Below are 13,182 nucleotides of genomic sequence, written 5' to 3'. Positions count from 1 at the left end.
GCAGCAACGTCAGCAGAGAGGCACCGTCCGACGACGGGGCCTCTCTCGGTTCGGTGAGCCGGCTCAGTCCTCGTCGAAGAGGGTGATGAGCTCGTCGGCGGGCTCCGGCGCGTAGAGCGGGACGACGGAGACCGACCACTCGGGACGCCGGCTGTCGACCGCGATCGCGAGGTCCCACGCCTCGCGCGCCGTCAGCGGGCCGAAGCACCCGTCGTCGCCGTCCTCGCTCACGGCGACCTCGACCAGCCACTGGTCCGACAGGTCCGTCTCGAGCTCGGCGAAGTCGGGGGCCGAGCCCTCCTCGGGCTCCGGGGAATCGGCCAGCACGGGATAGATGAGCGCCATGCGGACGAACGCTAAACGCAAGGCCGGGCGTGCGGCCGGTCGGGGCGCGTCACAGCTGGATGCCCCGGGTCAGCGCGCCGTCGACGACGAGGTGGGTACCGGTGGTGCGGCTCGACACCGGGCTGGACAGGAAGACGGCTGCCTTCGCCGAATCGTCGGGCGTGCCCATCTGCCCGGTGGGGTTCAGCCCGACGGCGAGCGAGTAGAGCTCCGGGTTCCCCTGCTCGATCTGCTGCCAGACGCCACCCTCGAAGTAGGTGTTGCCGGGCGAGACCACGTTGGCCCGCACACCCCGGCCGGCCAGCTGGAAGGCCAGCCCCGAGATGTAGCCGATGATCGCCGTCTTCATGGTCCCGTAGGGCCCGGCGGCGAAGTCGGCCTCCCGCCCGGACACGCTGGAGATGGCCACGATCGAGCCGTTGCTGCTCGCCTCGAGGTACGGCACGGCCGCTTGCGACAGGCGGACCGTGTGCATGAGGTCGACCTCGAAGGACGTGTACCAGTTCTCCTCGGTGTCGGGGATGGCCAGCGCGCTGACGTTCGCGACGACGGCGTCCAGACCGCCCATCCGCCCGGCCGCGGCCGCCACCCACGACGTCAGAGCCGGCCCGTCCCGGACGTCGAGCTGGACCCCGGTGGCCCGTCCCCCGCCGCGCCCGGCGACCGCCTTCTCCGTCGCCTCGATCTCCGCCGCGTCCCGGGCGCAGAACTCCACGACGGCGCCCTCGTCGACGAACGCCTCGACGATCGCCCGGCCGATGCCACGCGTGCCGCCGGTGACGAGCACGCGCGCGTCGTTCAGCTGTAGGTCCATGACCGGTTCTCCCAGGAGGTCAGAGCAGGGACGCTGCGCGGCTGCGCAGCTCGTCGTGCAGGCCGCCGTAGGCGGTGGCGCGGGGCAGCAGTGACTTGCGTGCCTTGACCACGGCGCTGTAGTTCGCGTCGACGACGTTGGCGATCGGCGCCTGCGTGATCTGCGAGAGCAGCTGGTAGGCGTCCATCGCGTGCAGGCCGTACAACTGCCCGAACCAGCGCACCAGCTCCACCTGGGCGATCCGCCACGCGTCCTCGAGGGGTCGGCTCGACCCCACGGTCATCCAGTGCGTGTCGTCCTCCAGCCGCGGCCAGGCGGGCGCGGCGCCCTTGATCAGCTCCACGATCAGCGTCGTCGTCATGGCGCCCTCGACGGCCGTGCCGCAGGCCTCGCCCTCGCCCTGCCGGTAGTGGCCGTCACCGATCGAGAACAGCGCCCCCTCGACGTTGACGCCCAGGAAGCAGGTGGTGCCGGCCCGCATCTGGGGCGTGTCCATGTTGCCGCCGAAGCGCTCGGGCACCAGGGAGCTGCGCACCTCGCCACCCGGCGGGGCGACGCCGACCGTGCCGAGCATCGGCTCGACCGGCAGGTCGATCCGCAGGTCGCTGTGCTGCGCGGCGAAGGTGACCGTGTTCCGGGCCCGGTCCAGCTCGTAGATCCAGGTGGTGTCGGGCAGCGGATCCTGCAGGGTGGCGACGCGGTCGGTGCTGGTCAGGCCGCCGAAGAACGGGATCGCCGCGGAGGCACCCCAGTCCCGGGCCGGCTCCACCGCGACGAAGTGCAGGGCGAGGGCGTCCCCGGGTTCGGCGCCCTCGACGTAGAACGGACCGGTCTGCGGGTTGACGAACCGCAGGTCGACCTTCTCGCTCGCCAGGTCCTTGGTCGAGCGCAGGGCCCCGCAGAACGCGTCGTCGGACCACAGACGCAGCGCGGTCCCGGGCGCGATCCGCCGCAACGGGGCGACGCCGCCGAAGGTGAACGCGTACTGCTCGAACGTGGGAACGACCTCGACGACGTCCATGGCGCACCCTAGGAACTCGCCGGTCCCAGGGGCAATGACCTCAGGAGCGGAGGCGCACCCGGTCCGGGGTCAGCTCCGCGACCGAGGTGACGCCGAGCAGCTGCATCGTGCGGGCCACCTCCTTGGCGAGGATGTCGGCCGCCCGCTGCACGCCCCGTTCGCCGCCGGCCATCAGCCCGTAGAGATAGGCCCGCCCGACCAGGCAGGCACGGGCGCCCATGGCCACGGCGGCGACGACGTCGGCGCCGTCGAGGACGCCGCCGTCGAGGTAGACCTCGGCCCGGTCACCGACCGCCTGCACGATCGCAGGCAGCTGCTCGAGCGGTGTCGGTGCGCGGTCCAGCTGCCGGCCGCCGTGGTTGGAGACGAGGACGGCGTCGGCGCCGGCGTCGACCACCGCGCGGGCGTCGGCCACCCCCTGCACGCCCTTCACCACCAGCGGGCCGCGCCACGTCTCGCGCAGCGCGCGGACGTCCGCGATCGTCGCGGCCGGCTCGAAGACGCGGTCCACGAGCTCGGCGACGGTGCCTTCCCAGGAGCGCAGCGAGGCGAACTCGAGCGGCGGGGTCGTGAGCAGGTCCACCCACCACCGGGGATGGACGGCGGCGTTGGCCACGGTGCGCAGGGTGAGGGCCGGGGGGATCGTGAACCCGTTGCGCACGTCGCGCAGCCGGGGTCCGGCGACCGGGGTGTCCACGGTGAGCACGAGCGCCTCGTAGCCGGCGGCGCGGGCCCGCTCGACGAGGGCGGCGCTGGCCTCCCGGTCCTTCCAGAGATAGAGCTGGAACCACTTCCGCGCACCCGGCGCCGCCGCCGCCAGGTCCTCCAGAGTGGTGGTGCCCATGGTCGACAGGGCGTAGGGGATCCCGACCCGCTCGGCGACGCGGCCGACCGCGGTCTCCCCCTCGGTGTGCATGAGCCGGGTGAACCCGGTCGGCGCGAACGCCAGGGGCAGCGCCGAGGGAGCCCCGAGCAGCCGCGCCGACGTGTCGACGGCGGAGACGTCCCGCAGGACGCTCGGGCAGAACTCCACCCGCTCGAACGCCTCCCGCGACCGGCGGAGGCTGATCTCCGCCCCGGCCGCGCCGTCGGTGTAGTCGAAGACGGCCCGCGGCGCGCGCCGCCGCGCGATCTCGCGCAGGTCCGTCACCGTGGGCGCCGCGGCCAGCCGCCGGTCGGTCGAGTCCCCGGTGAGCGGCCGCGGCCGGGCGAGTTCCCGCAGCTCGGACCAGCGCGGCAAGCGGCGCTCCACCACGGGGCGACCTCCTCCGGAGACGGGGAATGCGGAACGGGCAGGACGACGCTAGCGGCTGTCGAGCAACCGGACGTCGTGGAGCCGGCCCGGGGCGAGGAACTCGAGCAGCCGTCCGCCCTCGCCGGCCACGTCGGTCCGGTCGGCGGCCGGCAGGGGAACCGAGGGCCGGACGGTGAGCACGGTGGTGTCGCCGTCCCGGCGGGCCGCCCACGTGGCCCGCATCCGCCCGTCGACGAGCACCGTGCCGGTCCAGCCACCGGAGCCGCCCTGCAGCAGGACGTGGTCGCCCTCCTCGACGACCCGGGACCGGTCGGCGTAGGACAGCAGCGCGTTGTCGTACTCGGCGAGGAAGCGGACCGGTGCGGGGGTGTCCGGGTCCGGCAGCGGCCCGCCGGGGACGTCGACCAGCGCGGCGCCGTCCTCGCCGCGGAACCGCCGCAGCCGCGGACCCAGCCGCTCGACCACCTCCCGCAACCGCGTCAGCCCGCACCAGACCTGGACATCGCGGACCGTCGCCGGCCCGAAGGCGGTCAGGTACCGGTGCACGAGGTCCTCCGGGGTCATCGGGGCGCCGGTGGAGGGCCCGAGCTCCGCGTCGACCGTCGTCATGACCGCCGCGCCGGACGCGCCCCACAGCCCGCGGGGCGGCGGCTGCACCCACGGCACCCAGTAGCTGACCCCGAACGCGACCGCCTCGGCGTCCAGGCCAGGGTGCCGCAGCGCCAGCTCCCGCTGCAGCGCCGCCCGGCCCAGCGGCCGCTCCGCCAGCAGCCCGGCGGCCTCCGCCACCACGGCGCCGACGTCCTGACCGCGCAGCCGCTGCCCCCACGAGGTGCTCGCGAACGTCCGGTTCAGCACCGGCTGGAGCAACGGGCGCAGGGCGAGCGCGTCGGCGGCCGTGACCGTGTGGATCGTCGTCCGCATCAGCTGGGTCCGGACCACCCGACGGGAGGTCATGAGCCGATCCAGCTCGCCGGGGTCGTAGCCGGCCAGCCGGTCCCACAGCGCCAGGTGCGGCACGAGCGGGACCTGCGCCTGCAGTCCGACCAGGTGCTCCAGCACCTCGTCCACCGGCCGCCCGACCCGGTCCAGCAGCAGCTGACGGGCCAGCGTGGCCCGGCCGAGGGCCCGGCGGCTCAGGACGGGGATCACCGGCCGGCCCCGCTCACTCCACCCGGGTGGCGCGCACGGAGAGCGGTTCCGCGCCGGCAGGCTCCGGGAAGGTCGCCTCCGCGTCCAGGGCCGGCCCGGCGGGCAGCTCGGCGCCTCCCGGCCCGGGGTTGTCGGGGGTGGGCAGCCAGCGCGCCCACCACCGCAGGATGTGCTCGAAGCGGGCCATCCGGTGGCGCGGCCGCCCGGAACGGGACAGTTCGTGCCCCTCCCCCGGGAAGAGCAGCAGTTCCGTCGGGACGCCGCGGCGCTTGAGCTCGACGTACAACCGGGCGCCCTGTTCGACGGGGCAGCGCCAGTCCTCCTCGGCGTGGATCACCATCGTGGGCGTGGTGATCGCGCCCGCGGCGGCCATCGGACTCTGGGCCGCGATCCGGTCCGGGTCCGTGCCGAGGTACGCGTCCGGGAAGCACCACCCGATGTCGGAGGACCCGACGAAGCTGACCGGGTCGGTGAACGCGCGCTCGCTGATCGCCGCGGCGAACCGGGTCGTCCGCCCGAGGAGCAGGGCCGTCAGGTAGCCGCCGTACGAGCCGCCCATGATCCCGACCCGGCCGGCGTCCAGGGCCGGGTCGTCGAGCGCCGCGTCGAGGAAGGCGAGGACGTCGGCCGCGTCGAGCTCGCCCCACGCGCCCTGGATCACCCGCCCGTGCGCCGACCCGTAGCCCGACGAACCGCGCGGATTGCACTGCACGACCGCGTACCCGGCCGAGACGTAGACCTGCGTCTCGTCGAAGAGGCTCCAGCCGTACTGCGCGAACGGGCCGCCGTGCACCGTCAGCAGGACGGGGTGCGGCCCGGGGCCGGGCGGCACGGTCACCCAGCCGTGCACCGGGTAGCCGTCGGGTGCCGTGGCCGTGCGCTCCCCCGTCCGGTGCACCCGGTCGGTCTCCCCCAGCGGGCGGCCGAACGCCGTGAGCAGCCGCCGGCGGCCCGGGGTGATCGCGATCAGCTCCCCCGCGGACCGGTCGTGGGCGACGCAGGCGACGACCACTCCCCCGGCGGCGGCGAAGCCCCGGACCGTGAACGGGCCGTCCACCAGCGCCTCCGGCTCGCTGCCGTCCAGCGGCACCCGCAGCAGCTCCACCGCGCCTCGTCGCTGCACCCCGGCGAGCACGGCGCCGTCGGCCAGGACGGTCGCCGGCGTCTCGTCCCCGCGGTGGTGCTGCGCGGGATCCAGCAGCGGCTCCAGCTGCCCGCCGACGGCGTCGACGCGGCAGGGCACCGCCTGCCGGGCGACGAAGTCGAGCCCGTCGGGGCCGAGGTCGGGCACGGCCGTGACGACGAGCGTCCGCCCGTCGGGTGTGAAGGCGGGCAGCGCGCAGTCGCCGCGGGACCCGGTCACGCGCCGCAGGCCGGATCCGTCGGTCCGGACGACGTACACGTCCCGGACGAGATCGCGGTCGGCCCGCTCGTGCCGCGCCGACACGAAGGCCAGCTCGCTGCCGTCCGGGCGCCAGGCCACGTCCTCGGCGTCGGCGTCCCCGGCGGTGACCTGGACCGGCTCGGGAAGGGGGGCGGTGTCGTCCTCGAAGTCCGCGGGCAGGTCGAGGAGGAACACCTGGCTGCGACGGTCGCCGAGGAACCCGACGTCGTCCAGCCGGTACTTCAGCGTGGTGATCAGCCGCGGCGGCTCGGCGGCGGGGCCGACGCCCTCGACCGTGCCGTACCGGCCCGGCTCGGGCACCCGGGCCGTGTAGGCGAGGCGGCGGGAGTCCGGGGACCAGACCGGCGTCCCGGCGCCGAGGTGGTGGCCGGTCAACCGGCGCGCGAGCCCGCCCGCCGTGGGCAGCAGGTGGACCTGCGGCCGGCCGCCGGGCTCGGCCCCGAGGTAGGCCAGCCAGCGGCCGTCGGGCGAGAAGGCCGGCGCGGTGTCGCGGGCACCGGAGGTGATCGGCCGGGCCGGCGCCGAGCCGTCGGTGGGCACCGCCCACAGCTGGCTGCGGTACTCGTCGGCGTCGAGGTCGAGGCGGGAGACGGCCACGACGGCCATCCGGCCGTCCGGCGACACGGTCGGGACTCCCGGCGTCCGGAGGAGCTCGAGGTCGTTCGGCCGCATGAGGGGCGACGCTATCCGGGCCGTGGACGCCCGGGTTCCCGGGGATCCGCCGCCGGGGTCAGGACCCGACCTGCTCCGCCCGGATCGTGCCCACGAGCGCCAGGCAGCCGGCGAGCGGCAGCGCCGCGAGGAGCAGCAGGCTGCGGTCCAGGCCGAGCACCTCCCCGACCCCGCCGACGACGGCGGACCCGACGCCGCCGCCCACGAGGAACACCAGCGTGGCGATGCCGAGCGCGACACCCCGCACGTCGGGCGGCACGGCCCCGCCGACGGCCGCCATCAGCGCCGGCTGGCCCAGGCCGAAGGCGAAGGTCACCAGGACGACGGCGGTGACCAGGACCGGGGCCGATCCGACGGCTGCCCCGAGGGCGGCGACGCCGAGCGCGACGGCGGCGGTGATCCCGGAGGCGACGAGCGACCGGGCCGGCCGGAGCCGGGCCAGCAGCGGCCCGGCCAGCCGCGGCGCGAGGAAGCCGGTGACCGCGCTCGGGACCAGCGCCAGCCCGACCTGCAGCGGCGTCCACCCTTCGGCGGCGAGCACCGCGGGGACGGCGATGAGCAGGGCGAACCAGGCCGCCGGGACCGCGGATGCCGCGAGGGCGCTGCGCACGACGACCGGCTCGTGGAGAACCGCCGTCGGCAGGAACCCCTCCGGCCGGCGCCGGACGCGGGCCGCGACGGCGGGGACGCCCAGGCCCAGCAGGACGGCGCCCGCGGTGGCGACGGCGGCTCCCCCGGCCGGTGACTGGACGAGCAGCACCAGCCCGGCGGCCGTGCCGGCGACCAGCACCGCGCCGAGGACGTCCAGGCGCGCCCCGGTGCCCTGCGACGGGACCGCTCGCCACAGCGCCGGGACGACCATGAGCCCGAGGGCCGGCAGGGCGACGACCGCCCGCCAGCCGACGAGGTCGGCGACGAGCCCGCCGGCCAGGGGGCCCAGCGCGCTGACCGCGGCGGCCATGCCGGCGACCCGGCCCAGCGCCGAGGTGCGGACGGTCCCCTCGTACCGGGCGCTCACGATGGCCATGCCGAGCGTGGGCACGGCGGCGGCACCGAGCCCCTGCAGCAGCCGGGCGCCGAGCAGGACCTCGAACGACGGGGCGAACGCACCGAGCACCGCCCCGCCGGTCATCAGCCCGACGCCGACGAGCAGCGGCAGCCGGATCCCGGCGAGGTCGGCGACCCGGCCGTAGACGGCGGTCGCGACCGCCAGCATCAGGGCGTAGAGGCTGATCGCCCAGGACGCGCCGCCGGTCGTCAGGCCGAGATCGGCCGCGATCTCGGGCAGGGTGACGGCGACGGCCGCACTGCCCATGCCGGCGAGGCCGAACAGCAGCCCGACGAGCGCGGCGACGCGGCCGGCGTCGGAGGAGGGGCCCACGAGATGCGGTCAACCGCCGCCCGGTGGGGTCTGTTCCGACGCCGGCACCGGGTCAGCGCCGGGAGCGCTCCTCGTCGGTCTCGTCCTCGAGCCGCGGCTCGGCCTCGGCCAGCGCCTCCGGCCCCCGGGACGGGATCTTCTCCGCCTCCTCGGGCGTCACGACCGGCTCGTCCACGCTGATCATCTGACCCTTGGTCTTCACCAGGCTGGCCACCGTGGCGATCACCAGCGTGCCCAGGATGATGCTCAGCGACAGCCAGATCGGGATGGTCGGGACGGCGTCGATGTGCTCGCCGCCGTTGATGAACGGCAGCGTGTTCTCGTGCAAGGCCTCCATGATCAGCTTCACGCCGATGAAGGCGAGGATGACCGAGAGCCCGATCGACAGGTAGACCAGCCGCTTGAGCAGGCCACCGAGCAGGAAGTAGAGCTGCCGCAGGCCCATCAGTGCGAAGACGTTCGCCGTGAAGACGATGAACGGCTCGCGGGTCAGCCCGAAGATCGCCGGGATGCTGTCGAGGGCGAAGATCAGGTCCGTCGTCCCGAGCGCCAGGAAGACGATGATCATCGGCGTCCACAGCTTCTTGCCGTTCTCAGTGACCCGGATCTTGGCGCCGTGGAAGTCCTGGGAGATCGGAAGGATCTTGCGCATCCGCCGGATGAACGCGTTCTCCTCGAAGTCGTCCTCCTCCCCGCGGTGCTTGAGGAGGTTGATGGCGGTGTAGATGAGGAATGCGCCGAAGATGTAGAACACCCAGGTGAAGCGGGAGATCAGCGCCGCACCGGCCAGGATGAAGATGCCGCGGAGGATCAGCGCGATGATGATGCCGACCATCAGGGCCTCCTGCTGGAGGTACCGCGGCACCCGGAAGCGCGCCATGATGATCACGAAGACGAAGAGGTTGTCCACCGACAGGCTGTACTCGGTCAGCCAGCCGGCGTAGAACTCCGTCGCGAACTGCGCGTTGGTGACCGCGAGGATCACCAGCCCGAAGATCAGCGCCAGGCTCACGTAGAAGCCGACCCACAGGCCCGCCTCCTTCATGGAGGGCTCGTGCGGGCGGCGGACGACGAGGGCGAGGTCGGCGAGCAGCAGGAGCGTGAGCCCTACGAACGTCGCGATCTCGAACCAGACGGGGAGCTCCACGGAGCCTCACTTTACGGGCGGTGCCCTGGTCCCGCTCGGGGCCGAGAGCCGGTGGATGGATGGGGTGCTGCGGTGGTGCGCGGGCTGCCGGCACCGGCGCGGAACCGGCGCCGGCAGCCCGTGGATCAGCGGGACGAGGGCGCCCCGACGGGTTCGGCCGACATCGTCGTCGGAGCGGTCGTGGACGGGTGGACAGGGTCGGCCTGGAGGTCGCCCGGGGCCGCGGGCGAGTGGCCCGCACGGTCCCGGCGGCTCTTCGCCAGGCTGGCCACCGTGGTGATCAGCAGCGTGCCGAGGATGACGGCCAGCGAGAGCCAGGTCGGGATCTCCGGGATGCCCGTCACGTGCTGCCCGCCGTTGACGAAGGGCAGCTCGTTGGTGTGCAGGGCGTGGATGACCAGCTTCGCGCCGATGAAGCCGAGGATCACGGCCAGCCCGTAGGCCAGGTAGACGAGCCGGTCGAGCAGGCCGTCGATGAGGAAGAACAGCTGACGCAGCCCCAGCAGCGAGAACGCGTTGGCCGCGAAGACCAGGTAGGTCTCCTGGGTCAGGCCGAAGATCGCCGGGATCGAGTCGACGGCGAAGATCACGTCGGCCGTGCCGATCGCGATCAGGGCGACGGCGAGCGGCGTGATGAACCGGCGCCCGCCGAGGCGGACGGTCATGCGGTCGGAGTGGTACTCCTGCGTCGTCGGCAGGACCCTGCGGGTCAACCGCAGGACGGCGTTCTCCTGGTAGTCCTCGTCGCCGCTGTGCCCACCGCTGCGCGCCTGCGCCCAGGCGGTGGACAGGAGGATCGCGCCGAAGAGGTAGAAGACCCAGCTGAAGTTCTCGATGGCCGCGGCGCCGACCAGGATGAAGATCGTCCGCAGCACGAGCGCGAACGTGATCCCGAAGAGCAGCACCTTCTGCTGCAGCTGCCGGGGCACCCCGAAGCCGGCCATGATCAGCACGAAGACGAAGAGGTTGTCCACCGAGAGGCTCTTCTCGGTGATGTAGCCGGCGAAGTACTCGCCGCCGTATTCGGGCCCGTAGAACCAGAGGATCAGCAGGCCGAACGCGACCGCGATGCCCACGTAGAGCGCCGACCAGACGGCCGATTCGCGCAGGGACGGCGCGTGCGGTCTGCGCACGTGGCCGAGGAAATCGACGAGCAGCATCCCGACGATCGCGGTGATCGTGAGAGCCCACGCCCAGAAGGGGACGTCCATGCAACTACCTCCGGAGACTGGCTTGCGTCAGTGACCGGAGGTCTCTCCCGCCGCCCGGAAACGGGCGACCGGCGGGGCCGGAGGTCGTGGGACCTCGTATTGACGACTCCGCCGCGCAGGGATACTCCCCTCCACGAACGAACCCGGCTGCGCACTGCGCAGGTCGGATCCGTCCGGTGCAACGTACCCGGTGCGCTGTTGCTTCCGATACCGGGTGGCCGGGTTGCGCCGCTCACACCGCCGGACGCCGGAACGACTCCGGCAGACCCGGCCGGCCGCGGTCAGCCCGGCGGGCCCTGCGGACGGCGGCTCTTGGGCAGCGCGGCGACCGCGGCGTCGTAGGAGGCGTCCACCAGCTCGCGGACGTCGTCGTCGGGCACCGGGCCGGTCCAGTCGACGGTGTTCCAGCCGTACCGTCCGACGTAGTGGCTCGTGGTGACGGCCTTCGGGTAGCGGTCCAGCCACTCGGCCGCCTCGGCGGCGTCGCGGCCGCACTTCACGCTGACCGGCCGCCGTCCAGGCCGATGAAGGCGAACCCCTTGCCGCCCACCTTCGCGACCAGCTCCCCCTCACCCCAGGGATAGGTCTCCTCGGCGCCCGGCTTGCCGAGGCAGTAGGCGACCAGCTGGTCCCGATCCATCGCGGTCGTGCCCCGCGCTCAGGCGTGCGCCGCGTCGAACTGGCGGAGTTCCTTCTTCAGCTCGGACAGCTCGTCGCGCAGCCGCGCGGCGACCTCGAACTGGAGCTCCCGAGCAGCCGAGAGCATCTGCTCGTTCATCTGCGCGATGAGGTCGGCCAGCTCGTTCCGCGGCAGGCCCTGCACGTCGATCGAGCCCGCCTTGCCGGCCTTCTTCGAGGACAGGCCGGGGACCGGAGCCTTGCCACGGGACTGCTGACGCCCCGAGCCGCCGACCAGCGTGGCCGTCTCGGAGTCCTCCGCCTCGCGGTAGATGCCGTCGAGGATGTCGACGATCTTCTTCCGGAGCGGCTGGGGGTCCAGGCCGCGCTCGGCGTTGTACGCGACCTGCTTCTCCCGGCGCCGGTTGGTCTCCTCGATCGCGTGCGCCATCGACGGTGTGATCTTGTCCGCGTACATGTGCACCTGGCCGGACACGTTGCGCGCCGCCCGGCCGATCGTCTGGATGAGCGAGGTGCCCGACCGGAGGAAGCCCTCCTTGTCGGCGTCCAGGATCGCGACCAGCGACACCTCCGGCAGATCGAGGCCCTCCCGCAGCAGGTTGATCCCGACCAGGACGTCGTACTCGCCCTGGCGCAGCTCGCGGAGCAGCTCCACGCGGCGGAGGGTGTCCACCTCGGAGTGCAGGTAGCGCACCTTGATGCCGAGCTCGAGCAGGTAGTCGGTGAGGTCCTCGGCCATCTTCTTGGTCAGGGTGGTGACCAGGACCCGCTCGTCCTTCTCCGTGCGCAGCCGGATCTCGTGGACGAGGTCGTCGATCTGGCCCTTGGTCGGCTTGATCACGACCTCCGGGTCGATCAGCCCCGTCGGCCGGATGACCTGCTCGACGAACTCGCCGCCGGTGCGACCCAGCTCGTAGGGACCCGGGGTGGCCGACAGGTACACGGTCTGCTTGATCCGGTCGGTGAACTCCTCCCACTTCAGCGGGCGGTTGTCCATCGCCGACGGCAGCCGGAAGCCGTGCTCGACCAGGGTGCGCTTGCGGCTCATGTCGCCTTCGTACATGCCGCCGATCTGCGGCACGGTCACGTGCGACTCGTCGATGACCAGCAGGAAGTCGTCGGGGAAGTAGTCGATGAGGCAGGCGCCGGCACTGCCCGGCGCGCGGCCGTCGATGTGCCGGGAGTAGTTCTCGATCCCGGAGCAGAACCCGACCTGACGCATCATCTCGATGTCGTAGGTGGTGCGCATGCGCAGCCGCTGGGCCTCCAGCAGCTTGCCCTGCCGCTCCAGCTCGGCGAGCCGTTGCTCCAGCTCCGCCTCGATCCCGCGGATGGCTCGCTCCATGCGGTCGGGCCCGGCCACGTAGTGCGTCGCCGGGAAGACGAAGAGCTCCTCGACCTCCCGCACGACCTCGCCGGTGAGCGGGTGCAGGTAGTAGAGCCGCTCGATCTCGTCGCCGAACATCTCGATCCGGACCGCGAGCTCCTCGTAGACCGGGAAGACCTCGATCGTGTCCCCGCGCACCCGGAACGTGCCGCGGGTGAAGGAGAGGTCGTTGCGGGTGTACTGCTCGGTGACCAGCGTCCGCAGCAGGTCCTCCCGCTCGCGGGACTCCCCCACCCGCACCTTCAGCGCCCGGTCCACGTACTCCTGCGGCGTCCCGAGGCCGTAGATGCACGACACCGACGCGACGACGACCACGTCCCGCCGGGTGAGCAGGTTGTGCGTGGCGGAGTGGCGGAGCCGCTCCACCTCGTCGTTGACCGAGGAGTCCTTCTCGATGTAGGTGTCCGTCTGCGGGACGTAGGCCTCGGGCTGGTAGTAGTCGTAGTAGGAGACGAAGTACTCGACCGCGTTGTTCGGCAGCAGTTCCTTGAACTCGTTGGCCAGCTGCGCGGCGAGGGTCTTGTTCGGGGCCATGACCAGCGTGGGCCGCTGCACCTGCTCGATCAGCCAGGCCGTCGTCGCCGACTTGCCGGTGCCCGTCGCGCCCAGCAGGACGACGTCGGTCTCCCCCGCGTTCACCCGCTCGGCCAGCGCCGTGATCGCCGCCGGCTGGTCCCCCGCGGGCTCGAACTCGCTGATGACTTCGAAGCGTCCCTTGGTGGGCCTGAGGTCGGTGGTCGCGCGCACGGGACG

The 13,182-nt window shown here is 73.0% G+C and carries 10 protein-coding genes and 1 pseudogene; all 11 read right to left on the bottom strand.

The genetic code is table 11. The features are described from left to right. Positions 1–63 precede the first annotated feature (63 nt). Positions 64–345 carry a hypothetical protein gene (locus E4P39_RS13670; protein WP_135137137.1) on the bottom strand — a complete coding sequence of 94 codons (282 nt, stop codon included), beginning with the start codon at positions 343–345 and terminating at the stop codon, positions 64–66. A gap of 49 nt (positions 346–394) precedes the next feature. Further along, positions 395–1,159 carry an SDR family oxidoreductase gene (locus E4P39_RS13665; protein ID WP_135137136.1) on the bottom strand — a complete coding sequence of 255 codons (765 nt, stop codon included), beginning with the start codon at positions 1,157–1,159 and terminating at the stop codon, positions 395–397. 19 nt (positions 1,160–1,178) lie between these two features. Then, positions 1,179–2,180, bottom strand: a complete 1,002-nt coding sequence (locus tag E4P39_RS13660) for an acetamidase/formamidase family protein (RefSeq protein ID WP_135137135.1) — start codon at positions 2,178–2,180, stop codon at positions 1,179–1,181. 40 nt (positions 2,181–2,220) lie between these two features. Further along, positions 2,221–3,432, bottom strand: a complete 1,212-nt coding sequence (locus E4P39_RS13655) for an alpha-hydroxy acid oxidase (protein WP_245159815.1) — start codon at positions 3,430–3,432, stop codon at positions 2,221–2,223. 51 nt (positions 3,433–3,483) lie between these two features. Next, a complete protein-coding gene (locus E4P39_RS13650) occupies positions 3,484–4,587 on the bottom strand; it encodes a winged helix DNA-binding domain-containing protein (protein ID WP_209306531.1) in 1,104 nt (367 codons plus the stop codon). 13 nt (positions 4,588–4,600) lie between these two features. Further along, the gene (locus E4P39_RS13645; protein WP_135137133.1) at positions 4,601–6,664 is read right to left on the bottom strand and encodes a S9 family peptidase; all 2,064 of its coding nucleotides are present in this window, start codon (positions 6,662–6,664) and stop codon (positions 4,601–4,603) included. 58 nt (positions 6,665–6,722) lie between these two features. Continuing rightward, positions 6,723–8,045, bottom strand: a complete 1,323-nt coding sequence (locus E4P39_RS13640; protein WP_209306530.1) for an MFS transporter — start codon at positions 8,043–8,045, stop codon at positions 6,723–6,725. 52 nt (positions 8,046–8,097) lie between these two features. Continuing rightward, positions 8,098–9,192 (bottom strand): TerC family protein, encoded by a 1,095-nt coding sequence (locus E4P39_RS13635; protein WP_135137132.1) that lies wholly within the window; start codon positions 9,190–9,192, stop codon positions 8,098–8,100. A 125-nt stretch (positions 9,193–9,317) separates the two neighbouring features. After that, positions 9,318–10,403 (bottom strand): TerC family protein, encoded by a 1,086-nt coding sequence (locus E4P39_RS13630; RefSeq protein ID WP_135137131.1) that lies wholly within the window; start codon positions 10,401–10,403, stop codon positions 9,318–9,320. A gap of 281 nt (positions 10,404–10,684) precedes the next feature. Continuing rightward, positions 10,685–11,043, bottom strand: a pseudogene (locus E4P39_RS22955) (MmcQ/YjbR family DNA-binding protein). Positions 11,044–11,061: 18 nt separating this feature from the next. Further along, positions 11,062–13,176 (bottom strand): excinuclease ABC subunit UvrB, encoded by a 2,115-nt coding sequence (gene uvrB, locus E4P39_RS13620; RefSeq protein WP_135137130.1) that lies wholly within the window; start codon positions 13,174–13,176, stop codon positions 11,062–11,064. Positions 13,177–13,182 lie beyond the last annotated feature (6 nt).

The sequence above is a fragment of the Blastococcus sp. CT_GayMR19 genome (assembly GCF_004570385.1).
Classification (GTDB): domain Bacteria; phylum Actinomycetota; class Actinomycetes; order Mycobacteriales; family Geodermatophilaceae; genus Blastococcus_B.
Note: the sequence above shows the minus strand (reverse complement) of the source record. Positions and strands in the feature narration are given on the sequence as shown.

Coding starts and splice junctions, on each gene's coding strand:
- E4P39_RS13670 (WP_135137137.1), bottom strand. CDS start 345: ATGGCGCTCATCTATCCCGTGCTGGCCGATTCCCCGGAGCCCGAGGAG.
- E4P39_RS13665 (WP_135137136.1), bottom strand. CDS start 1,159: ATGGACCTACAGCTGAACGACGCGCGCGTGCTCGTCACCGGCGGCACG.
- E4P39_RS13660 (WP_135137135.1), bottom strand. CDS start 2,180: ATGGACGTCGTCGAGGTCGTTCCCACGTTCGAGCAGTACGCGTTCACC.
- E4P39_RS13645 (WP_135137133.1), bottom strand. CDS start 6,664: ATGCGGCCGAACGACCTCGAGCTCCTCCGGACGCCGGGAGTCCCGACC.
- E4P39_RS13630 (WP_135137131.1), bottom strand. CDS start 10,403: ATGGACGTCCCCTTCTGGGCGTGGGCTCTCACGATCACCGCGATCGTC.